19 protein-coding genes and 1 pseudogene are annotated in these 21,185 nt (G+C 71.1%); 9 read left to right on the forward strand and 11 right to left on the reverse strand.

The window, feature by feature from the left end; genetic code table 11:
• Nucleotides 1-17 precede the first annotated feature (17 nt).
• On the forward strand, nt 18-755 hold the full coding sequence (locus tag KUM44_RS46300) for a hypothetical protein (protein ID WP_254390695.1): 738 nt from the start codon (nt 18-20) through the stop codon (nt 753-755).
• Between the two features lie 252 nt (nt 756-1,007).
• On the opposite strand, the pseudogene KUM44_RS37860 reads toward KUM44_RS46300, so the two are convergent.
• The 5 genes and pseudogenes from KUM44_RS37860 to KUM44_RS37880 all read right to left on the reverse strand — a co-directional run.
• Nucleotides 1,008-1,598: pseudogene (locus KUM44_RS37860) on the reverse strand (lysophospholipid acyltransferase family protein); the annotation flags it as partial.
• A 14-nt stretch (nt 1,599-1,612) separates the two neighbouring features.
• Nucleotides 1,613-2,383: a GNAT family N-acetyltransferase gene (locus tag KUM44_RS37865; protein WP_217214297.1), complete on the reverse strand. Its 771-nt coding sequence runs from the start codon at nt 2,381-2,383 to the stop codon at nt 1,613-1,615.
• Nucleotides 2,384-2,686: 303 nt separating this feature from the next.
• Entirely contained in the window at nt 2,687-3,433 is a 747-nt protein-coding gene (locus KUM44_RS37870; protein WP_217214298.1) for a succinate dehydrogenase/fumarate reductase iron-sulfur subunit, read from the reverse strand.
• Nucleotides 3,430-5,376 carry a fumarate reductase/succinate dehydrogenase flavoprotein subunit gene (locus KUM44_RS37875; protein WP_217214299.1) on the reverse strand — a complete coding sequence of 649 codons (1,947 nt, stop codon included), beginning with the start codon at nt 5,374-5,376 and terminating at the stop codon, nt 3,430-3,432. The genes KUM44_RS37870 and KUM44_RS37875 overlap by 4 nt, the downstream gene beginning before the upstream one ends.
• Nucleotides 5,377-5,378: 2 nt before the next feature.
• Complete coding sequence (locus KUM44_RS37880) at nt 5,379-6,050, reverse strand: succinate dehydrogenase (RefSeq protein ID WP_217214300.1); 672 nt, start codon at nt 6,048-6,050, stop codon at nt 5,379-5,381.
• A 131-nt stretch (nt 6,051-6,181) separates the two neighbouring features.
• Here KUM44_RS37880 and KUM44_RS37885 point away from each other — a divergent pair, with 131 nt between their 5' ends.
• Nucleotides 6,182-7,066, forward strand: a complete 885-nt coding sequence (locus KUM44_RS37885; protein ID WP_217214301.1) for a LysR family transcriptional regulator — start codon at nt 6,182-6,184, stop codon at nt 7,064-7,066.
• Between the two features lie 134 nt (nt 7,067-7,200).
• Here the strand turns inward: KUM44_RS37885 and KUM44_RS37890 are convergent, their stop codons facing one another.
• The 3 genes from KUM44_RS37890 to KUM44_RS37900 form a co-directional block, all read right to left on the reverse strand.
• Nucleotides 7,201-9,336, reverse strand: a complete 2,136-nt coding sequence (locus KUM44_RS37890; RefSeq protein WP_217214302.1) for a bifunctional diguanylate cyclase/phosphodiesterase — start codon at nt 9,334-9,336, stop codon at nt 7,201-7,203.
• Nucleotides 9,333-10,145: an SAM-dependent methyltransferase gene (locus tag KUM44_RS37895; protein ID WP_217214303.1), complete on the reverse strand. Its 813-nt coding sequence runs from the start codon at nt 10,143-10,145 to the stop codon at nt 9,333-9,335. Before KUM44_RS37895 ends, KUM44_RS37890 begins: the two co-directional genes overlap by 4 nt.
• Before the next feature lie 306 nt (nt 10,146-10,451).
• Nucleotides 10,452-11,444, reverse strand: a complete 993-nt coding sequence (locus tag KUM44_RS37900) for an SCO0930 family lipoprotein (RefSeq protein ID WP_217214304.1) — start codon at nt 11,442-11,444, stop codon at nt 10,452-10,454.
• Between the two features lie 224 nt (nt 11,445-11,668).
• Here KUM44_RS37900 and KUM44_RS37905 point away from each other — a divergent pair, with 224 nt between their 5' ends.
• From KUM44_RS37905 to KUM44_RS37915, 3 genes are all read left to right on the forward strand, one after another.
• Nucleotides 11,669-12,274 (forward strand): hypothetical protein, encoded by a 606-nt coding sequence (locus KUM44_RS37905; RefSeq protein WP_217214359.1) that lies wholly within the window; start codon nt 11,669-11,671, stop codon nt 12,272-12,274.
• Between the two features lie 24 nt (nt 12,275-12,298).
• Nucleotides 12,299-13,063 carry a DUF4239 domain-containing protein gene (locus tag KUM44_RS37910; RefSeq protein ID WP_217214305.1) on the forward strand — a complete coding sequence of 255 codons (765 nt, stop codon included), beginning with the start codon at nt 12,299-12,301 and terminating at the stop codon, nt 13,061-13,063.
• Between the two features lie 187 nt (nt 13,064-13,250).
• Nucleotides 13,251-13,760 carry a hypothetical protein gene (locus KUM44_RS37915; RefSeq protein ID WP_217214306.1) on the forward strand — a complete coding sequence of 170 codons (510 nt, stop codon included), beginning with the start codon at nt 13,251-13,253 and terminating at the stop codon, nt 13,758-13,760.
• A gap of 157 nt (nt 13,761-13,917) precedes the next feature.
• Here KUM44_RS37915 and KUM44_RS37920 read toward each other — a convergent pair whose 3' ends face one another.
• Nucleotides 13,918-14,412, reverse strand: a complete 495-nt coding sequence (locus KUM44_RS37920) for a hypothetical protein (RefSeq protein ID WP_217214307.1) — start codon at nt 14,410-14,412, stop codon at nt 13,918-13,920.
• A gap of 294 nt (nt 14,413-14,706) precedes the next feature.
• On the opposite strand from KUM44_RS37920, the gene KUM44_RS37925 reads away from it, so the two are divergent.
• On the forward strand, nt 14,707-15,384 hold the full coding sequence (locus KUM44_RS37925; RefSeq protein WP_217214355.1) for a class F sortase: 678 nt from the start codon (nt 14,707-14,709) through the stop codon (nt 15,382-15,384).
• Nucleotides 15,385-15,412: 28 nt separating this feature from the next.
• Here KUM44_RS37925 and KUM44_RS37930 read toward each other — a convergent pair whose 3' ends face one another.
• Both KUM44_RS37930 and lysX read right to left on the reverse strand, forming a co-directional pair.
• Complete coding sequence (locus KUM44_RS37930; protein WP_217214308.1) at nt 15,413-16,267, reverse strand: polysaccharide deacetylase family protein; 855 nt, start codon at nt 16,265-16,267, stop codon at nt 15,413-15,415.
• 107 nt (nt 16,268-16,374) lie between these two features.
• Nucleotides 16,375-19,656 carry a bifunctional lysylphosphatidylglycerol synthetase/lysine--tRNA ligase LysX gene (lysX, locus tag KUM44_RS37935; protein WP_217214309.1) on the reverse strand — a complete coding sequence of 1,094 codons (3,282 nt, stop codon included), beginning with the start codon at nt 19,654-19,656 and terminating at the stop codon, nt 16,375-16,377.
• 88 nt (nt 19,657-19,744) lie between these two features.
• Between lysX and KUM44_RS37940 the strand changes: the two genes are divergently transcribed.
• The 3 genes from KUM44_RS37940 (at nt 19,745) to KUM44_RS37950 (ending at nt 21,185) form a co-directional block, all read left to right on the forward strand.
• Nucleotides 19,745-20,206 carry a universal stress protein gene (locus tag KUM44_RS37940; protein WP_217214310.1) on the forward strand — a complete coding sequence of 154 codons (462 nt, stop codon included), beginning with the start codon at nt 19,745-19,747 and terminating at the stop codon, nt 20,204-20,206.
• Nucleotides 20,207-20,272: 66 nt separating this feature from the next.
• Nucleotides 20,273-20,704: a pyridoxamine 5'-phosphate oxidase family protein gene (locus KUM44_RS37945; protein WP_217214311.1), complete on the forward strand. Its 432-nt coding sequence runs from the start codon at nt 20,273-20,275 to the stop codon at nt 20,702-20,704.
• Nucleotides 20,705-21,023: 319 nt separating this feature from the next.
• Nucleotides 21,024-21,185 (forward strand): hypothetical protein, encoded by a 162-nt coding sequence (locus KUM44_RS37950; RefSeq protein WP_217214312.1) that lies wholly within the window; start codon nt 21,024-21,026, stop codon nt 21,183-21,185.

The following is a 21,185-nucleotide window of genomic DNA, read 5'->3' on the forward strand; positions in this document are numbered from 1 at the left end:
TCCCACGGAGATCACGCATGACCGCGCAGCAGCCCCTCACCTGGGACGCGTTCGTCGCACTCGCCACGGCCGACCCCGCCGTCGTCGGCCTGGTCCTCAAGGGCTCGCGGGCCCATGACGGCATGGCCACCTGGCGCTCGGACCACGATCTGTACGTCGTCCTCGCGGACGGCGCGGCGACGGACCTGCGTCGCTTCACCGGCCACCGCACGTCCCGGCTGGATCTGGTGATCGTGTCTCTCGCCGAGTTCCGGACGGCCGGAATGCCAGGATTCGAGCGTTACGCCCTCGCCCGGGCGCGGGTCGTGCTCGACCGGCTGGACGGCGGGATCGCGGAGATCATCGCCGCCAAGGCGCGGCTCGGCGCCGACGAGGCGTTCCGGGCGGCAGACGGATGGCTCGACGCGTACGCCAACTCCCTCTACCGCTCGGTCAAGAACGACCGTGACGGCGAGCCGCTCGCCGCCCGGCTCGACGCCACCGACAGCGTGGGACACCTTCTGGAGCTGCTCTTCGCCCTGGACCGGCGCCCTCGCCCGTACAACAAGTACCTACGCTGGGAACTCGCCCGCCATCCGCTGCCGGGCTGGGACGGCGCCGCCCTGCTGCGGGACGTGGACCGCATCTCGGCGAGCGGCGATGTGGCGGTCCAGCGGCGGCTGTTCGCCCGCGTGGAGGCCGCGGCCCGCCGGGCGGGGCACGGGGCGGTGCTGGATGGCTGGGGCGAGGATCTGCGGCTGATGCGACCCCGGTAGCACGGAGCGTTCGGCGGCTCGGGCGAGGCTGCGGCGGTCGGTGTGCCGGCCCGGCGCGATGGCGTCGCGCACCTCGACGTCGGCGACCAGCTCGCGTGCCCGCACCACCCGCCACACCGAGGTGAGCAGCGCGTCCTCGCCGACGAAGGCGGCGGCCGTGCTGGGCGTGCCCTGGGCCAGCCTGTAGTGCAGGCGGACCGGCTGGACGGGGACGTCCGCGTCGAGGGCCGCCTGGAAGGCCGCCCGGCGGAAGCGGCCCTGGGCGCGACCGCACCAGGTGCTGCCCTCGGGGAACACCGCGACCGCCTCCCCGGCCCGCAGCGCCTCGGCGATCCGGGCCACCGTACCGGGCAGGGCGCGGATCCGGTCCCGGTCGATGAACAGGGCGCCGCTGCGGGCGGTCAGCCACCCCGCGACGGGCCAGTCCCGGATCTCCGACTTGGCGAGCATCCGCGCCGGGCGGACGGCGGCGAGCAGCGGGATGTCCAGCCAGGAGACGTGGTTGGCGACGAGCAGCAGGCCGCCGTCGGGCGCGGCTCCGCCCTCGACCCGTACCCGGACCCCCGCGGCCCGGACGACCCAGCCGCACCAGCGCCGGATCAGCCCCGCGGGTATCAGCCCGCTCAACGGGATGGCGACGACCCCGACGACCAGCAGGAGCAGGACCGCCGTGAGCCGCAGCGCGGCCAGGGGTACGGCTCTGGCACGCCCTCGCGCGGCCGCGCACGCCTGCGGGGTGCAGGGCGCGTGGGGCCGCCAGAGGTTCGCCGCCTCGACGGGGTGGGCGGGCCGGGGAGCGGTCGCCGTGGGGACACGTACGGCACCGAGGGACTGGATGCTCATGGCCGCCACGTCCGTCACGCCGGGACGAGGGAGAGGAAGTGCCGCAGATAGCGCGAGTTGACCCGGCGCATCGACAGCAGCACGTACAGGTCGGCGACCCCGAACTCAGGGTCGTGCGCGGGCTCGCCGCAGACGAAGGCACCGAGGCGGAGGTAGCCGCGCAGAAGGGCCGGGAGTTCGGTGCGGGTGGCAGGGACCGGGGCGGTCGGCTGCCAGGGCCGCAGCGGTCGGACCCGGTACTCCTCCGGCGCCAGGTGTTTGGCCTGCACCCGGTCCCAGGTCGCGGCCGCGAGCGTGCCGCCGTCGGCGAGCGGGATCGAGCAGCAGCCGGCCAGCCACTCGTGACCGCGGTCCACCATGTAGCGGGCGATGCCGGCCCAGATCAGGCTGATGACGGCGCCGTCGCGGTGGTCGGGGTGCACGCAGGAGCGGCCGACCTCCACCAGGTCGGGGCGCAGGGCGTCGATCCGGGTGAGGTCGAACTCGCCCTCGGAGTACAGCCGTCCGGCGACCGCGGCGCGCTCCGGCGGCAGCAGCCGGTAGGTGCCGACGACCTGCCCGGACACCTCCTCACGCACCAGCAGATGGTCGCAGTACGCGTCGAAGGCGTCGATGTCGTGACCCGGTTGCGGGGTGGACAGCAGGGCCCCCATCTCACCGGCGAAGACGTCGTGCCGCAGCCGCTGGGCGGCGCGCACGTCCTCCTCGTTGCGGGCGAGGCCGACGGTGTAGCGAGTGGGTGCCGCGGGCTGCGGGGGACGGTCGACGGTCAGTACGCCGGTCATGGCTTACTCCTGGTCACGGGCCGGGGACGGCAAACGGAGGGCAGTGGCGAGCGGTGTGAGGTGCCGCCCCTGTTCTTCCTATGCCGGTTGGCGTATGCGTGACCTGTGCCAGGAGAGTTGATGTGCGGAGGTTGAACGGCGTGGGCCGGTACCGGCCGTCCATGTTCCGGTGCCCGGCCGGTCAGCCGGCCGGTCCGGTGCCGTTCACCTGACGCGTGCCGGAAGGCGAGACGGGGCCGGGGAGCACCACTCCCGGCCCCGCCCGTCCGCACCTTTCGGCGAACGTCTGTTGTGCGGCTCCGGCTACCTCTTCACCTTCCGCGTGGCCCGCAGCCACTCCTTGTTCATGCCGGTGATGGACATCAGCGGGATGCCCTTCGGGCAGGCGGTGGCGCACTCACCGGTGAGGGTGCAGCCGCCGAAGCCCTCCTCGTCCATCTGCGCCACCATGTCCAGGACCCGCGTCTCCCGCTCGGGAGCGCCCTGCGGCAGCACGTTCAGATGGTTGATCTTGGCGGACGTGAACAGCATCGCCGCCCCGTTCGGACACGCCGCCACACACGCCCCGCACCCGATGCACTCCGCATGCTCGAAGGCGAAGTCGGCATCCGGCTTCGGCACCGGCGTGGCATGAGCCTCCGGAGCCGCACCCGTGGGCGCGGTGATGTACCCACCGGCCTGGATGATCCGGTCGAACGCCGACCGGTCCACCACCAGGTCCTTGATCACCGGGAACGCCGACGCCCTCCACGGCTCGACATCGATCGTGTCGCCGTTCTTGAACGACCGCATGTGCAGCTGACACGTGGTGGTCCGCTCCGGCCCGTGCGCATCGCCGTTGATCACCAGCGAACAGGCACCGCAGATGCCCTCACGGCAGTCGTGGTCGAACGCGACCGGGTCCTCACCGCGGAGGATGAGCTCCTCGTTGAGGGTGTCGAGCATCTCCAGGAAGGACATGTCGGAGGAGATGCCGTCCACCTCGTACGTGGACATGGCGCCTTCGGCGTCGGCGTTCTTCTGCCGCCAGACGCGCAGGGTGAGCTTCATGCGTAGCTCCGCTGGGTGGGGTGGACGTACTCGAAGACGAGGTCTTCCTTGTGCAGGACGGGAGCGGCGCCGGTCCCGGTGAACTCCCAGGCCGCCGCGTAGGCGAACTCGTCGTCCTTGCGGGCCGCCTCGCCGTCCGGTGTCTGCGACTCCTCACGGAAGTGGCCGCCGCAGGACTCCCCGCGGTGGAGTGCGTCGAGGCACATGAGCTCGGCGAGCTCCAGGTAGTCGACGACTCGGTTGGCCTTCTCCAGTGACTGGTTGAACTCCTCGCCGACACCGGGGACCTTGATGCGCCGCCAGAACTCCTCACGGATCTGCGGGATACGCTCCAGTGCCTTGCGCAGACCGGAGTCCGTACGGGCCATGCCGCAGAACTCCCACATCAGTTCGCCGACCTCGCGGTGGAAGGAGTCGGGGGTGCGGTCGCCGTCGACGGACAGCAGCAGGTTGAGCCGGTCCTCCGTCTCCGCCAACACCTCCTGCACGACGGGGTGTTGGGCGGTGATCCGCTCGTGGTGCGGGTTGCGGGCGAGGTAGTCGTTGATGGTGGCCGGCAGCACGAAGTAGCCGTCGGCCAAACCCTGCATCAGGGCCGACGCACCCAGCCGGTTCGCCCCGTGGTCGGAGAAGTTGGCCTCGCCGATCGCGAACAGGCCCGGGACGGTGGTCTGGAGGTCGTAGTCGACCCACAGTCCGCCCATCGTGTAGTGCACGGCCGGGTAGATCCGCATCGGCACCTCGTACGGATCCTCGTCGGTGATCCGCTGGTACATGTCGAAGAGGTTGCCGTACTTGGCCTCGACGGACCTGCGGCCCATGCGCTGGATGGCGTCGGCGAAGTCGAGGTAGACGCCCTGTCCGCCGGGACCGACGCCCCGCCCCTCGTCGCAGACGTTCTTGGCGGCGCGGGAGGCGATGTCGCGCGGGACCAGGTTGCCGAAGGACGGGTAGATCCGCTCCAGGTAGTAGTCGCGCTCGTCCTCGGGGATCTTGTTCGCGGGACGGTCGTCGCCCCGGGCCTTCGGCACCCAGATGCGGCCGTCGTTGCGCAGCGACTCGCTCATCAGGGTCAGCTTGGACTGGTGGTCGCCGGTGCGCGGGATGCAGGTGGGGTGGATCTGGGTGAAGCAGGGGTTGGCGAAGTAGGCGCCGCGCCGGTGGGCCCGCCAGACGGCCGTCGCGTTGGAGTTCATGGCGTTCGTCGACAGGTAGAAGACGTTGCCGTAGCCGCCGCTCGCCAGGACGACGGCGTCCGCGAAGTAGGTGTCGATCTTGCCGGTGATCAGGTCCCGGGCCACGATCCCGCGGGCCCGCCCGTCGACGACGATGAGGTCGAGCATCTCGGTACGCGGATGCATCTCGATGTTCCCCGCGGCGATCTGCCTGCTGAGGGCCTGGTAGGCGCCGAGCAGCAGCTGCTGGCCCGTCTGGCCACGGGCGTAGAAGGTCCGGGAGACCTGGACGCCGCCGAAGGAGCGGGTGTCGAGCAGGCCGCCGTACTCGCGGGCGAAGGGCACGCCCTGGGCCACACACTGGTCGATGATCTCGACCGAGATCTGCGCGAGCCGGTGCACGTTGGACTCGCGGGCGCGGAAGTCGCCGCCCTTGACCGTGTCGTAGAACAGGCGGTGGACGGAGTCGCCGTCGTTGCGGTAGTTCTTCGCCGCGTTGATGCCGCCCTGCGCGGCGATGGAGTGGGCGCGGCGCGGGGAGTCCTGGTAGCAGAACTGGACGACGTGGTAGCCCTGTTCGGCGAGGGTGGCACCCGCGGAGCCGCCGGCCAGCCCGGTCCCCACCACGATCACCGTGTGCTTGCGCCGGTTGGCGGGGTTGACCAGCTTGGCCTCGAAGCGGCGTTTGTCCCAGCGCTCGTTGACCGGGCCGGCGGGGGCCTTGGTGTCGGCGACCGGTTCGCCGGTCGAGTAGTCGGTGTAGGTCATCTTCAGCTCACCACTCCGGTCATGACGCCCACGGGTACGGCGATGAAGCCGACCGTGAGCAGCAGCGCGAGGACGTTGGCCGTGGCCTTCAGGGCGCGGTCGCGGCTGCGGCTGCCGGCGCCGAGGGTCTGGGCGGCGCTCCAGAAGCCGTGCCGGATGTGCAGGCCGAGGGCGAGCATCGCGACGACGTAGATGACGTTGCCGTACCAGGTGGAGAAGGTGTCCACGACGTTCTGGTACGGCCGGCCCTCCTGGAAGCCGCCGGAGTGCACGGTGCCGGTCGTCAGGTCGAGGATGTGCCAGACGATGAACAGGCCGAGGATGATGCCGCCCCAGCGCATGGTGCGCGTGGCGTAGGAGGCCCTCGGCTTCTTGTGCACGTACTTGCTGGGGCGCGCCCTGATGTCGCGGCGGCTGAGCTGGTACGCGGAGGTGGCGTGGGCGACGACCGCGACGACCAGCACGATCCGCACGAGCCAGAGGGTCCACTCGTAGTGCATGAACGGCTCGCCGACGGTGCGCAGCCAGTGCGCGTAGTGGTTGAACTCGCCCGCCCCGAAGAAGATCTTCAGGTTTCCGATCATGTGGACGACCAGGTACAGCAGCATGATCAGCCCGCTGACCGCCATCACGGTCTTCTTGCCGACGGTGGAGTCCCACGCCGTGCGTGCCATGGACGGCCGTCGATCCGTCCGCGTTGCCAGAGCCATGGAACAGGACGCTACGGACGTCGGGCCTCATCGGTCCAAGACATGGTCCGGCTCGTTTCCATAGGCATTCCCTATGCCCGCCCTATGCTGACCGTATGCAGTTCCAGCAGCTCCAGTACTTCGTGGCGGTCGCCGAGACCCGGCACTTCACCCGGGCCGCCGACCTGGTGCATGTCGCGCAGCCCTCGCTGTCGCAGCAGATCAAGGCGCTGGAGCGGGAGTTGGGCGCGGACCTGTTCCTGCGGGCCCGCGGCAACATCACGCTGACGGACGCCGGGGAGGCCCTGCTGCCGCTGGCCCGGCGCATCCTGGCCGACGCGGACACCGCACGGCACGAGGTGCAGGAGCTGGTGCAGCTGCGCCGGGGCCGGGTGCGGCTGGGCGCGACGCCGAGCCTGTGTACGGGCCTGCTCCCGGACGTGCTGCGCGCCTACCACGACCGCTACCCCGGCATCCAGCTGCTGATCGAGGAGGGCGGCTCGCACGACCTGGTGCGGGAGCTCGCCCGCGGCGCCCTCGACCTGGCCCTGGTCGTCCTGCCCCTGCCGACCCCCTCACCCGCCCTGACCACGGTGGAACTGCTCCGCGAGGACCTGGTGGTCGTCTCCTCCCCGGAGGCGCCCCGGCCGGGCGGCGGCCGGCGCACTGTGCGCGTCGCCGACCTGGAGGGCGAACGCCTGGTGATGTTCCGGCACGGCTACGACCTGCGCGAGCTGACCGTGGCCGCGTGTCGCTCCGCTGGGTTCGAGCCGGATTTCGCCGTGGAGGGTGGGGAGATGGACGCGGTGTTGGGGTTTGTGCGGGCGGGGCTCGGCGTGGCCGTCGTACCGCGCATGGTGGCGGCACGGTCGGGGCGGGGGCTGCGGGTCACCCCGCTGGCGCGGCCGGGGCTGGATCGGACGATCGCGCTGGCCCACCGCAGCGATGTGGCTCCGCCTCGGGCCGCGAGGGAGCTACAGCGGATGTTGCTTGAAAGGTGACGGTGCGCGGGGAGCTCCCCGGTGCACAGTTGGGGAGCGCGCCGTTCGGGTCTGCGGGTTCGCCGTGGCTGATCGCGCAGTTCCCCGCGCCCCTTACGGGGCGCTGCACCCCCGGAGTCCTGGAACAGTCCACCTCACCCCGTCGCGTCCACCAGTGCCAGCTCGTGCAGCCGTTCCGGTGGGCCCGGCCTCGCGTAGTACCAGCCCTGGGCCGTGTCGCAGCCGAGGATGCGCAGTTGTTCGGCCTGGGCGCCCGTTTCCACGCCCTCCACTGTTACCGCCAGGTCCAGGCTGTGGGCGAGGGACACGATCCCCTCGACGATCTTGAGGTCGACGGGGTCGGCCGGGAACTGCTGCATGCTCTGAGTGAAGGAGCGGTCCAGCTTGAGGATGCTCACCGGCAGCCGGCGCAGGTTGGCGAGGTTGGAGTAGCCGGTGCCGAAGTCGTCCAGGGCGATGTCGACACCCATCTCGGCGAGGCGCCGCAGCGGTTTGAGCAGATCGTCGTCGGCGCCGATCAACGCCGACTCGGTGACCTCCAGGCAGAGGGCGTCGGGTGCCACGCCGGCGCGCTCCAGGATGTCCACCGTGTCCTGGACAAGACCGGGGTGGTTGAGCTGGCAGGGCGAGAGGTTGACGTTGATGCGGAGGGGCCCGGCGTCGTCGAGTCGTTCTCGCCACTCGCGCGCCTGACGCACCGACTGTTCCAGGACCCAGCGGCCGAGCGGAACGATGAGTCCCGTGTGCTCGGCGAGCGGGATGAACCGGTCCGGGCCGAGGATGCCGTGCTGCGGGTGCAGCCAGCGCACCAGGGCCTCGGCGCCGCGCACACTGCCGTCGCCGAGGTGGACCAGCGGCTGGTACTCGATGAAGAACTCGCCCCGCTCCAGGGCCATCGGCAACGCCGTGGTCAGTCCGTGGCGGGTGATGGCGCGGGCGTCGGCCTCCGGGTCGGCGAGCTCGAAGCGGTTGCCGCCCGCCGACTTGGCCCGGTACATGGTGATGTCGGCGCTGCGCAGCACCTCCGCCGGGCTGCGTTCCCCGGCCGGCCCCTCGACGATGCCGATGCTGCCGCGCACGGTCAGCTCCCGGCCGTCGACGCTGATCGGGGCGACGAGCGCGTTCATGATACGGGCGGCGAGCTCGTCGACCTCGCGCTCGGTTTCGGGGCCGGTGGTCAGCGCCACGAACTCGTCGCCGCCGAGCCGCGCGACCATCTCGCCGGGCGCGGTGGCGCAGGACTGGAGGCGGTCGGCGACCTCGACGAGCAGCCGGTCGCCGGCGGCGTGCCCGAGGCTGTCGTTGACGGTCTTGAAGCCGTCCAGGTCGAGGTAGCACAGGCCGAAGCGCTGGCCTTCCCCGGCGCCCAGTGCCTTCTCCAGGCGTTCGAAGAAGAAGGTGCGGTTGGGCAGGCCGGTGAGCGCGTCGTGCGTGGCCTCGTAGCGCAGCCGCAGATTGAGCAGACGGCGCTCGGTGGTGTCCTCCATGAGGGCCAGCTGGTACTGCGGGTTGCCGTCGGGGTCCCGCAGCAGGGAGACCGTGAGGTTGGTCCACAGGACCGTTCCGTCAGGGCGGGAGAACGCCTTCTCGACGTGGTAGTGCTCACGTTCGCCGAGTACGAGTTCCTCGTAGAGCTTCCAGGTCTGCGGCGCGTCCTCGGGGTGGGCCCACTGCATCACGTTGCGGCCCTGCATGGTCTGCTCGGAGACGCCGAACATCCTGAGCAGCGCGCCGTTGACCTGGAGGACGTTGCCCGCCAGGTCGGCGATGCCGATTCCTATCGCCGCGCCCTCGAAGACCGCGCGGAAGCGGGCCTCGGTGGCGTGCAGGGCCTGGGCGACCACGCCCTGGGCCTTGAGAGCGGCCGCGGAGATCGCCTCCTGCTCGGCCAGCGTCCGCTCGCGCAGCGCCTGGGCGAACCCGGCGGCCATGGCGTGCTGGAGCCGCGCGGAGCGGGCCCGCTGGTCCTCCTGGTCGCCGTCGGTGCCGCAGTAGAGCACGAGGTAGGCGTCGACGCAGTCCAGCGAGCGGCTGAGCGCCTCGGGGTCGGTGCAGTGCGCGGTGACGAGGGCGGCGCCGACCGCCTTGCCCTCGTCCGAGTCGAAGGTCCTGGACCTGAGTGCCTCGCTCAACCGCCGGGCCAGCGGAAGCAGTTGCTCCTCGAACTCCGGCCGGGTCGACGACGTCGAGGTGACCGGGAAGACCGCCCGGCTCCAGATCGTCGCGAACCGGCGCAGTCTGTCCTCCGGCCCGTCCGGCCCCGCGCTCACGCCGTACGCCCCACGCCGGCGAACCCGGAGAAGGCCCACGGATCCTCGTCCTCCGGTGCGGTGTCCGGCCGCCAGAGCGGCATCGGCACCAGTCCGGGTTCCACCATGTCGTACCCCTCGAAGAACCGCGCGATGGTGTCGCGCGAGCGCATGATCAGCGGGTTGCGAATGTCCTTGTATACGTCGACCGTGCCCTTGGCCCGCTCCTCGGGCAGCGGGATTCCCTCGTACGAGGCATGTGTGAGCACCAGCAGGCTGCCGGGCGCGAGTGCGTCGCGCAGCTGCGCGACCACGTCGTACGGGTCGTCCTCGTCCTCCACGAAGTGCAGTATCGCAACGAGCAGCAGCGCCACCGGCCGGTTCAGGTCGATGAGGCGCTCGACCTCCGAACTGGTCAGGATCTCCTGCGGCTTGAGCAGGTCCGCCGCGACGACACCCGCGCCCTCGTTGCCTTCCAGGACCGCCTGGCTGTGCGCGACGGCGACCGGGTCGTGGTCGACGTACACCACGCGTGCGTCGGGGCTGACCGCCTGGGCCACCTCGTGGACGTTGCCGAAGGTCGGGATGCCGGAGCCGATGTCCAGGAACTGGGTGATGCCCTCGTCGAGCGCGAAGCGCACCGCTCGGCGCATGAACGCCCGGTTCGCCTGCATGATCTTGGGGAGCCCCGGCATGAACTCCATGGCCTTGCGGCCGGCTTCCCGGTCGACCTCGAAGTTGTGCGAACCGCCCAGGTAGTAGTCGTAGATCCGCGAGACACTGGGCACCGAGATGTCGATGCTCCGAGGGGCCCAGGCGGGACGCTCCATCTATCTCTCCATGGCGTAGGCGATCCGGTGTTCGAGCTGAGGCTACTGATCGCCTGCCAAAGGAGCGAGCGGAAACGGAAATTGACCATCCGTTCCCGGTCACTGCCTGTGGCACGTGCCGCATGGACGCCCCACGCACTCTTCACGAAAGCATGCGAAGCATTCCACAGAGTTCTGAACCATGGTGAAAGAGGCAGATGAACCGCGGTGCCTCACGGCAAACCGGCCCGCCCCCCGCGCGTGGAGCCGCGGGGGGCGGGCCGGTGGGTCGGCAGCGCCGGCCGTTCGTCCGGCACTCGTGATCTTCTACTGTTCCGACGCGCCGACCGGCTTGCCGTCGGGGCGGATGGCGAACCAAGTGCCGCCGACGCCCTGGCCGTTGGTGTCGCCGGGCTTCTTGTCACCGGCGAAGGTGTAGATCGGCACGCAGTCGATGGTCTGCTGCTTCAGCCCGTCGGGCCGGTCGAAGACCACGTAACCCTGGCCCCGGGGGCCGGACCCCTTCAGGTCGATGCCCTTGGTGTCCTTGGCGTCGACCGGCGCGATGACCGGCCACTTCTCCAGGCACTCGCCGGTGCACGCCGTCTTCATCGGCCAGGGCGAGTCCTTCATGAAGCGGTAGACCGTGTGGCCGTTCTTGTCGACGACGATCTCGCCGAGCTTGGCGTCCTTGCGGGTGGACAGACCGGGCAGGCCCGCCGCCTCGGCTCCGCCCTCTGCCCCGCCCTGTGCCTTCTTGCCGTCGGGGGCGAGCGCGTACCAAGTGCCGCCGACACCCTGGCCCTTGACGTCACCGGCGTTGACGTCCTTCGCGAAGCGGTACGCCGGCCAGCCGTCGACCGTCAGCTGCTTGGTGCCGTCGGCCCGGGTGACCGAGCCGAGCAGCGCCTTGTCGATGCCGGCTCCGGCCGTGGCGTCGTCCGCGGGGACCGGCGGCCACTTCGTTGCACAGTCGCCGTCGCAGTTCGACTTCGGCGGCTCCACGGTGTCCTTGTCGAAGCGGTACAGCGTCAGACCAGCGCTGTCGGTCAGCACCTTGCCGAGTTCCTGGTTGGTGGAGACGGACAGCTCACCGGCCGAGCTCGACTGCGTGGCGGCCTCCTGGCCCGCCGCGCCGGCGTCGTAACCGGATCCGTTGCCCAGGCCGGTGCCGGCGGTTCCGTAGTCACCGGCCGCGGCCGTGGCACCCACGTTCTGGCTGCTCGCCGGCGGGGCGGTTTCCGAGCCGCATGCCGTCGTCAGCGCCGCCACCGCCACGGCGCTCACCACGAGCGAGGCGCTCCGCCACGAGGTCTTCATCGTCAACTCCCCATATTCACAAGGGTGTTGCAGCGCCCTGCTGCGCCGCCGCACGACAGGAGGTACGCACGAAAGCCACGCTCGTGTTCAACCGGCGCGCAAATTTCTTTCCGGAACCTGTGACACCGCCCGAGTCGCACCTGTGAACTCCCGTGTCGCCCGTTCGGGGCAATCCCCTCATTCTCCGGCGTGTGGAAACGCGAACTGGGCTCAGGATCTTCGTCGTGCATGGACTCGAACCGACCCAATCCACCCTGGCCACGCGGATGTTGACGGTGCTGACGATGACCTGGCTCCTGGTGTCGGCGCCGGCCGCCGCTGCGGAGGCCACCGTCTGCGCGTACGCCGACACCGGACCGGACGGGGCGAGGGCGGTCGCGGTCGTCGGGAGCCTCACCTGGCCGACTCCCCCGCACTGCCCGACACCGACCCCGACTCCGACGCCCACGCCCACGCCGTCACCCACGCCCACGCCGAAGCCGCCGCCCTCACCGGATCCCACACCGACGCCGGCTCCGAAACCCACGCCCACCCCGAAACCCGAGCCGCCGCCTCCCCCGCCGCCACCGCCGCCGGCGACCCAGGCACCCCCGGCCCCTCGCCCGGCGCCGCCCCGCCCGCGGCCGACGCCGCCCGCGCCCACGCCGACGCCCACTCCGAAGCCGTCGGTCAAGCCCACCCCGAGTCCGTCCGCGACCCCGGTGCACTACCCGCCCTACCGCGCCGGCCAGCACCGGCGGCCGGCCCACGACGCCCCGTCGCCCCTCACCTTCGTCCTGCTCATCGCGGCGCCCGCCATCGCCGCCGTGGCCGCACTGCGGCCGCGCTGACCCTGCTGAATCTGGAGGCTTCTCTTGCCGGAATGGCTTGTTCTCACCCTCGCGATGCTGGCCGCCTGCGCCGTGGTGGTCATCATCACCCTCCTGCGGCACCGCACGGCCCCCGAGGACGAGGATCCCTCCGAGACCCCGGACGTCATCGAGTACATGACGATGTGGATCGGCGTGGTGTACGCCATCGTCCTGGGCCTGGCCATCGCCGGCGTGTGGGAGGGCCGCAGCGCCGCCCAGGACCACGTCCAGGCCGAAGCCGTGGCGCTGCACGAGGTCTCGGAGCGGGTCCGGGTCTATCCCGCCGACATCCGCGACCGTATTCGGGAGGATGTCAACGCCTATGTCGGACACGTCGTCACCACCGAGTGGAAGACGATGGCCGACGACGGCCGTATGACCGAGCGCGGCACCGAGCTTCTCCAGCGCGTCCGGGAGGACGTCACCGACTACGAGCCGAGGACCGACTTCGAGGCACAGGCCTACCAGCCGCTGCTGGACCAGGTGACCGCCGCCGACCAGGCACGCAACGCCCGGGCGAACTCGACCGGGGAGACCATGCCGGGCGTGGTGTGGTTCGGGCTCATCGCGGGCGGCGTCATCACCATCGGGATGATCTTCGCCCTCCAGATCCGGCGCACACCCCGTGAGCTGATCCTGGCCGGGCTGTTCTCCGCGCTGATCGCCTTCCTGCTCTTCCTCATCTGGGACTTCGACGCGCCCTACAGCCGGGGCGTCACGGCGTCCGCGGAACCGTTCCTGGAACTCTTCCCGCACATCAAGGGCTGACCGGCCGTCACCCGACGGGCCGCCCCGGTGGACGCCGTCCCCTGAGCGGCCCACCCGGTTGACCCATTCGTACGACAGCAATCGCGCAGGTGGACGCACCTTCCTAGCGTTTCGTTCACCGAGGTGCATTTCCGTCGCAAGCGGAAGAGGTCCGCGGCTGCTCCTCGGGGAACCCGGAGGAACCACCATGCGCGCGATACGCGTCACTTCGGCGGCACTGCTGGGTGCCACCGCCCTCACCCTGACCGCCCCGGCCGCCCGGGCGTACGAGGACGACTCGGGTTTCTGGGCCAGGGTTCTGCCCACCACCGTCGCGCCCGGCGGGCGGGTCACGCTGCATGCGAGCGGCTGCGAGCAGAGCGTGACCGTGGCGTCGGGGGTCTTCGACACGGTCACCATCCCCCGCGGGCGTACGACGGCCAGGGCCACGGTCGACCGGGATGCCAGGCCGGGTGCCGTGTACGAGGTGTCGTTCTACTGCGGCACGTTCTGGCAGAGCGTCGACCTCACGATCGCCGGCGGCCGGCCCGCACCGGCGCGTCCCGATCATCCGGACAAGGGCGTGCACGCGGGTGGGGGCGGCAGCTTCGCCGGGCTGAACCTCAAGGAGCTCGGGCTGGGCGCCGCGCTGATCACGGGCGCGCTGGGGACGGCGTACCACCTCTCCCGGCGCCGTACCGACGAGGACGGCGCCTGACACCGCAGCCCTCCGCCTTCTCCCTCGTTCGCTCAGGCCTTCGCCCCGGATCCCCATGAGGGGGGCCGGGGCCAGGGCGTGTGTACGTGCGATGGGTCTGTGCGATGGGTCTGGGACGGGTCTGTCCGCGGCGGATCCCCTTGCGACGGGCGGCGCGTCAGGCCCGCTTCTCCGCGCGGCGGCGCATCCAGAACACCCCGCCGCCGACGACGGCCATGGCGATGAGCCCGCCTCCGATGGCCATGTCGGTCGGGGTCGCCCCGGTGGAGCTGCTGCCGCCGATGCCGCCCTGAACACCGCCGATGACGGTGAAGGCGGCGGGGTTGGTCAGGGTCCTGCCGTCGCAGATGACCGTGATGCTGTGGGAACCGGGCTTCGTGTGCCTGTCGATCGTCGCGATGCCCCGCGCCGTGTTGCTGCCGTGTACGGGGCTCAGGCGGGTGGGCCGGAACGCGTCCGAGGTCGCGGTGCCGCCCCGCGGGCAGTTGTCGACGGTGATCGTGAGCTGCCCGCCGCGGGGTACGGCGCTGGGCATGGCGACGATGTTGCTCGGGCCGACGGGCATGCCGTCGCGTGCGACGGCCGCGGGGGCGGCGAGGCCCAGAGCGGCGACCGCGGTGGCAGCGGCCGCCATGGCACGTGTAGTACGCATGTGATCCTCCGCGGAAGACGCCCCGGGAACCGTCCCCGGTCGATCGGCGAGAAAGCGCCTCCCAGAAAGACCCTCAGATGCCGTGCGCGAGGCCGCATTTCGGCGATGGTCCGTCCTGGTGAGAGGACACGCCGACCGATCACCCCACAATCGGAATTGCCGCAGGTCACGGACCGTCAGAATTTTCCTGCCGGTGGCAACTCGGATGGCGCACCGAAGGCGGCCGGGCCACCCGTTCGTATCTGTGCCGTCGCCGGTTGCGCGCGGGGGACTTAGCGTTCACGTATGCGCGATATGTCTGCGTCCGAGGCTGAGCTGGCCGAGCTGGCCGAAGAGGAGGAGCGACGGAAGAAGCGTGCTCCTTGGGGTGTGATAGCGCTTGTCCTGCTGACCGGTCTCGCGCTCGTTCGCAATGGCTCGGGTGAGTTCGACGTGGGGCCGCCGCAGCCCGCGTCGGCGGCCGCCGCGGACCGCAGGGTGGCCGACGGGCTCTACGCCGGTGCCGTGCGGCCGCTGCCGTTCGCGCTGCCGGAGCGGGTCAGGATCCCCGGGATCCGGGTGGACGCCCCGGTCATCCCGGTCGGCCTGGACGTGGACGGCTGGGTCGGCGCGCCACCGCCGGAGGACCCCAATCTGGCGGGCTGGTTCACCGGTTCCGTCTCTCCCGGCGAGAAGGGCACCGCCGTGGTGGTCGGCCATGTCGACAACACTCAGGGCCCCGCGGTGTTCTACGGGCTCGGCGGCCTCCAGAAGGGCAATCGCGTGGAGGTCGCCCGCAAGGACGGAAAGACGGCCGTATTCGAGATCTACGGCATCGAGGTGTTCGAGAAGAACAACTTCCCCGGCGACCGGGTGTACGCCTCGAAGGGAAGCGCGGAATTGCGGGTCATCACCTGCGGGGGCGGTTTCTCCAAGCAGGGCGGCTATGACGGGAACGTCGTCGCTTTCGCCAGCCTGGTCGAGGTCCGCTGAGTGTGCTCGGCCGGGTGGGCGAAAGCCGTCACCGGTAGCGCCGCTCGGGGACGGTGACGTAATACCCGGCATCCAGTAGTTGCGGCAGATAGGTGCGCAGGGCCCGGACGCTCTGGGAGCGGTCGCCCCCGGCGTCGTGCGAGAGGACCACGACGCCGGGGGCGGCGCCGTTCTCGACCCGGTCGACGATGGTGTGGGTGCCGGGGGTGGTCCAGTCGAGGGTGTCGACGGTCCAGGCGAGCGGTTCCATGCCGAGTTCGGCGCCGATCCGGAAGGTGGCGCGGTTCCAGGCGCCGTAGGGGGCGCGGAACCAGGCGGGGCGTTCGCCGTAGCTCTCCTCGACGACATCGCTGGTGCGTTCCATCTCCTTGCGGATCCGGTCGTGGCCGAGACGGGTGAGCAGCGGGTGGGACCAGGTGTGGTTGCCGACGACATGGCCCTCCTCGGCCATCCGGGCCAGCAGGTCCTTGTTGTCGACGACCATCTCGCCGCACACGAAGAACATCGCGCGGACGTCGTAATCGCGCAGGGTGTCCAGGATGTACGGCGTGTAGCGGGGGTCGGGTCCGTCGTCGAAGGTCAGCACCATGGTGCGGCCGCGGCCGGAGACCCGCAGCAGGGGCGCGCGCCGTACGAGAGTGCGGCGCGGCGCCGCCCGGGGCGGGCCGTAGCCCGTCAGGGGCTGAAGGCGGTAGGAGGAGGGCTTGAGCGCGGGACGTGCCTGCGGGCCCGCGGCCGGGGCGGCGGCCCGGACCGGCTCGTCACCGTTGCCCGCGAACGTCGCCAGCAGCCCGGCGCTGCCGGCCGCTCCGACGGCGGCGACACCGGCGAGCAACGCGCGGCGTCGCGTGAGCGGACGTGTGGGCAACTGATCCTTCGTCATGACTCATCAGTCGCCCGGCGATCGACCGACGCACCAGTACGACACCGGAACGGCGGTACGAATACACTCACGCGGCCCAGCGACCGCGGCTTGCCCCTGCGCCTCTGTCAGCGGCGACGTACCAAGGGGAACGGGAGGGTCTCGCGGATGGTCAGGCCGGTGAGGAACATGACCAGGCGGTCGACGCCGATGCCGAGGCCCCCGGTGGGGGGCATGGCGTATTCGAGGGCGTCGAGGAAGTCCTCGTCGAGTTCCATGGCCTCGGGGTCTCCGCCGGCGGCGAGCAGGGACTGGGCGGTGAGGCGGCGGCGCTGTTCGACGGGGTCGGTGAGTTCGGAGTAGGCGGTGCCGAGTTCGGTGCCGAAGGCGACGAGGTCCCAGCGTTCGGCGAGGCGGGGGTCGGTGCGGTGCTGGCGGGTGAGCGGGGAGACGTCGGTGGGGAAGTCCTTGTAGAAGGTGGGCAGGAGGGTCTTCTCCTCGACCAGGCGCTCGTACATCTCCAGGACCACGTCGCCGTGGCCGTCGTCGGCGACGTACGGCACTCCCACGCGGTCGCAGTGCCGGTGCAGCCGGAGCAGTTCCGTGTCGGGGTCGATCTCCTCCCCCAGTGCCTCGGAGATCGCGCCGTACACCGTCTTGACCGGCCACTGCCCGGAGATGTCGTACTCCTTGCCGTCCTGGTGGGCGACGGGTGAGCCGTAGGCGGCGGTCGCGGCGCCCTGGATCAGTTCGCGGACGAGGTGGAGCATCACGTCGTAGTCGGCGTACGCCTGGTAGGCCTCCAGGATCGTGAACTCGGGGTTGTGCTTGTAGTCGACGCCCTCGTTGCGGAAGGTTCGGCCCATCTCGAAGACCTTCTCCAGGCCGCCCACGCACAGCCGTTTCAGGTACAGCTCGGGGGCGATGCGCAGATAGAGGTCGAGGTCGTAGGCGTTGATGTGGGTGGTGAAGGGGCGGGCGTTGGCGCCGCCGTGGATCTGCTGGAGCACCGGCGTCTCGACCTCGAGGAAGCCTCGTTGCAGCAGGCCCTGGCGGACCGCCTGGACGGCGGTGGAGCGGGCGCGGACCACGTCGCGGGCGGCGGGGCTGGAGACCAGGTCGAGATAGCGCATGCGGACCTTGGCCTCGGGGTCGGCGAGGCCGCGGCGTTTGTCGGGCAGGGGGCGCAGGCATTTGCCGACGATCTGCCAGGAGGTGACGAAGACGGTCGGCTCGCCCTTGTCGCTGACGCCCGCGAGGCCGGTCGCGCTGATGAGGTCGCCGATGTCGGTGTCGGCGGTGAAGCGGTCGAGGGCGGCGCCGGAGTCCTTGCGGGTGAGGGCGAGCTGGTGGTCGCCGGACCAGTCGCGCAGTACGGCGAAGACGATGCCGCCGAAGTCGCGGACCAGCATGATCCGGCCGGCCACCGTGACCTGCTCGCCCGCGGGGACGTCGGCGAGGGGGTGGGTGCGGACCGGGATGCCGACCGGGTAGGGGTCGATGCCGTCGGCGCGCAGCCGGTCCAGGGTGTGGTGCCGGATGCGGACCTGCTCGGGCAGGCCCGCATCCGGCCCGGCGGCCCCGGCCTCGTCCCCTCCGTCGAGGCCGAGCGCCGCCAGCGAGGGCAGTCCTTCGGTGGTCGCGGGACGCGGCCCGCCTCGCGGGTGCCCCTTTCTGCGGAGTTTGTGCAGCGACGGTACGGAGACGAACCCCTCGGCGATGCCGGACGCCAGGCCGATCCGGGCGAGGGAGGCGGCCTCGCCGTAGCAGATGAAGCGCGGGAACCACTGCGGGTCGTACTTGGCGTTGGAGCGGTAGAGGGCCTCCAGTTGCCACCACCTGGAGAAGAACAGCAGCAGCCGCCGCCACAGCCGCAGGACGGGTCCGGCGCCGATGCGGGCGCCCTCCTCGAAGACCGAGCGGAACACGGCGAAGTTCAGTGAGATCCTGCGGATGCCCAGCTTCGGTGCGGCGGCGCACAGTTCGGCGACCATGAACTCCATGACGCCGTTGGGGGCGCGTCCGCGGTCACGGCGCATCAGGTCCAGGGAGACGCCTTCCCTGCCCCAGGGCACGAAGGAGAGCAGGGCGAGGAGTTGGCCGTCCTCGCCGAGGGCCTCCACGAGGAGGCAGTCGCCGTCGGCGGGGTCGCCGAGGCGGTCCAGGGCCATGGAGAAGCCGCGTTCGGTCTCGGTGTCGCGCCAGGCGTCGGCCTTGCCGATCACCTCCTCCATCTCGGTCTCGGTGAGGGTGGAGTGGCGGCGGATACGGCAGTGGGCTCCGGTGCGGCGGACGCGGTGGACGGCCTGCCGGGTCACGCGCATGTCGCGGCCGTCGAGGTCGAAGTCCGGCACGTTCAGGATCGCCTCGTCGCCGAGTTGGAGGGCTCCGAGGCCGGCGCGCGCGTAGGCCGTGGCACCGTCCTCGGAGGCGCCCATGGCGGCGGGCACCCAGGCGTGCCGGCGGGCGGCGTCCAGCCAGACGGCGATGGCGTGCGGCCAGGCCTCTCGGTCGCCGACGGGGTCCCCGCTGGCGAGGCACACGCCTGTCTCGACGCGGTAGGTGACGGCGGCCTTGCCGCTGGGTGAGAAGACGACGGCCTTGTCGCGCCGGGTGGCGAAGTAGCCGAGGGAGTCCTGACCGCCGTACGCCTTGAGCAGGGCGCGGATGCGGGCCTCCTCGTCGTCGTGCAGGGCGGCCTCCATGCGCTGCGAGCGGAAGAGCGTCGCGGCGGCGTTGAGGAGGGCGAGGGCGCCGAAGAGGCCGAGCAGGAAGTACAGGGGGCGGGGCGGGCGCCCGTCGTAGGAGGCGCCGGAGACCAGGCCGCCGCAGACCCGGTCGGCGGCCCAGGCCAGCCGCTGGCCCCGCGGCAGCGTGCCGGGGAACAGCTCGACGAGCCCCCAGCCGACCAGGATGCCCACGGCGAGTCCGACGACCAGGACGCCGAGGGCCCGGCGTACGGCGGCGCGGCGGGAGGCGGCGTAGAACTCCCCCCGGGCGACGATCAGCAGGGCCAGTGCGAGGGCGCACACGATCAGGGAGGGGACGGAGTCCGAGTAGTCGCCGAACACCGTGCCGAGCAGGTCGGTCAGGACCAACAGGCCGAGGTAGACGACGACCAGCCACCAGGCGATCTTCTTGCGGGCGGCCGTCGCGGCGGCGAGCAGGAAGAGGAAGACGGCGTAGGCGAGGTTGGCGCTGACCGGGACGATGAGCTGGTCGAGGGCGCGCACGACGGGGCGCAGTCCGGTGCGCAGCGGTGGGATGAGGGCCAGCAGGACGCAGAGCAGTCCGAGGGCGCCGAAGAAGGTCGCGAAACCCTCCGGCACCCTGCTCAGAAAGGCGTGCCGGGGCGACCGTATCGGGCCCTTGGTGCTCTTCTCCCGGGTGGCCTCCACGGTGGCACTCATGTTCCGACTCTAGGAAGAGCGCGGCCTCCTCGCCCGTCGAGCGTCCTGCCCGACGGCGGGACCTGCGGCTTCCGATAGCCTCCCTGCCGTGACGGAACAGCACTCGCACCAGTTCGAGCGGGGCACGGACGGACCCAAGGTCATCGTGGTCGGCGTGGACGGCTCCGACTCCTCGCTCCGCGCGGCGGCGTACGCCGGTGGCCTGGCCCGACGGCAGCACGCGCTGCTCGCCGTCGTGTACGTGCAGCCGGTGATGACGGCGGGCGCGGCCCTCGGGGCGCCGGTCGCGGAGACGACCAACGAGATCGCCGAGGGTCTGATCGCCCAGATCCGGGACGCGACCGAGCGGCTCAAGGGGATATTCGACGTCCGCTGGGAGTTCCACACTTTCCAGGGCGACCCGTACAACGGCCTGGTGAGGGCGGCGGACGACCTGAAGGCCGACGCGGTGGTGGTGGGCGCGTCGGAACAGGCCGGTCATCGGATCGTGGGGTCTGTCGCGGTGCGGTTGGTGAAGGCGGGGCGGTGGCCGGTGACGGTGGTGCCGTAGGCCTGGGGCCAACGTAGGAGGGCGGGTCCGATGCACAGGGCGTCCGAGCCGACCGAGGATGCTGCGATGACCGCCTTCGACGTGGACGTCTTCCTCCAGCGGCCGCTGACCGCGCGCCTCGCGACCAACGGGCCGACGGTGCGCCCGGTCTGGTTCCTCTGGGAGGGCGGCGCCTTCTGGATCCTGACCGGGCCGTGGACCCGGCTCTTCCACCGGGTCCGGGACGACCCGGCGGTGGCCCTCGTGGTCGACGAGTGCGACCCGGCGACGGGGCTCGTGCGCCAGGTGATCGCGCGGGGCCGGGCCGAACTCGTGTCCTTCGACGTCCCCCGGGGCCGCCGCAAGCTCTCGCGCTACCTGGGCGCGGACGAAGGCCGTTGGGACACGCGGTTCGTGCGCTATCTGTACGACGACCCGGCGGAGCGCGGCACGGTGTGGCTGCGGCTGGAGCCGGTGTCGCTCCATGTGCAGGATCTGAGTTACGCGGTCGCCGACTGAGTCGTCCTCGGGGCAGAGCGTGTGCAGGAAGTCGGCCAGGATCTGGTTGAAGACCTCCGGATTCTCCATGTTCGGGGATCTTCGGCACCGGGACCAGGTGTCGGTGAGGGGCACGCGCCGTTGCGGCTCGTCCGGCGTGTGCTTGGCGAGGGTGTGCGCGCACATCTCCCGCACTCGTCGTACGACGTCGGGGGCGACTTCGTCGACCGTGCGGTGGGGCCCTGCCACGCCTTTCGCGAAGTGGTCGAGCCATCCCTCGACGTCTGCGGCGCCCAGCAGCCGGGCCGCCTCGTTCACATGCTCCGGGGTCCCTGGATCCGTGAACTCGAACTCGCTGGTGCCGGTGCCGGCACCGTTGACGACCAGCGCACGGATCAGTTCGGGGTGCTCGAGCGCGGTGTCGGTCGCGACCGCCGCGCCCATGCACAGGCCGGTGCTGAAGGAGATGCTGAAGACCTTCGACCACGTGGACCCGGACTGA

This window comes from Streptomyces sp. AC550_RSS872 (assembly GCF_019049285.1).
In the GTDB taxonomy this organism is placed as follows: domain Bacteria; phylum Actinomycetota; class Actinomycetes; order Streptomycetales; family Streptomycetaceae; genus Streptomyces.

Bases quoted from the DNA above. Each gene is read 5' to 3' on its own strand.
- KUM44_RS46300 (WP_254390695.1), top strand. From the start codon at position 18: ATGACCGCGCAGCAGCCCCTCACCTGGGACGCGTTCGTCGCACTCGCC.
- KUM44_RS37865 (WP_217214297.1), bottom strand. From the start codon at position 2,383: ATGACCGGCGTACTGACCGTCGACCGTCCCCCGCAGCCCGCGGCACCC.
- KUM44_RS37870 (WP_217214298.1), bottom strand. From the start codon at position 3,433: ATGAAGCTCACCCTGCGCGTCTGGCGGCAGAAGAACGCCGACGCCGAA.
- KUM44_RS37875 (WP_217214299.1), bottom strand. From the start codon at position 5,376: ATGACCTACACCGACTACTCGACCGGCGAACCGGTCGCCGACACCAAG.
- KUM44_RS37880 (WP_217214300.1), bottom strand. From the start codon at position 6,050: ATGGCACGCACGGCGTGGGACTCCACCGTCGGCAAGAAGACCGTGATG.
- KUM44_RS37885 (WP_217214301.1), top strand. From the start codon at position 6,182: ATGCAGTTCCAGCAGCTCCAGTACTTCGTGGCGGTCGCCGAGACCCGG.
- KUM44_RS37895 (WP_217214303.1), bottom strand. From the start codon at position 10,145: ATGGAGCGTCCCGCCTGGGCCCCTCGGAGCATCGACATCTCGGTGCCC.
- KUM44_RS37900 (WP_217214304.1), bottom strand. From the start codon at position 11,444: ATGAAGACCTCGTGGCGGAGCGCCTCGCTCGTGGTGAGCGCCGTGGCG.
- KUM44_RS37915 (WP_217214306.1), top strand. From the start codon at position 13,251: ATGCGCGCGATACGCGTCACTTCGGCGGCACTGCTGGGTGCCACCGCC.
- KUM44_RS37920 (WP_217214307.1), bottom strand. From the start codon at position 14,412: ATGCGTACTACACGTGCCATGGCGGCCGCTGCCACCGCGGTCGCCGCT.
- KUM44_RS37925 (WP_217214355.1), top strand. From the start codon at position 14,707: ATGTCTGCGTCCGAGGCTGAGCTGGCCGAGCTGGCCGAAGAGGAGGAG.
- KUM44_RS37930 (WP_217214308.1), bottom strand. From the start codon at position 16,267: ATGACGAAGGATCAGTTGCCCACACGTCCGCTCACGCGACGCCGCGCG.
- lysX (WP_217214309.1), bottom strand. From the start codon at position 19,656: ATGAGTGCCACCGTGGAGGCCACCCGGGAGAAGAGCACCAAGGGCCCG.
- KUM44_RS37945 (WP_217214311.1), top strand. From the start codon at position 20,273: ATGACCGCCTTCGACGTGGACGTCTTCCTCCAGCGGCCGCTGACCGCG.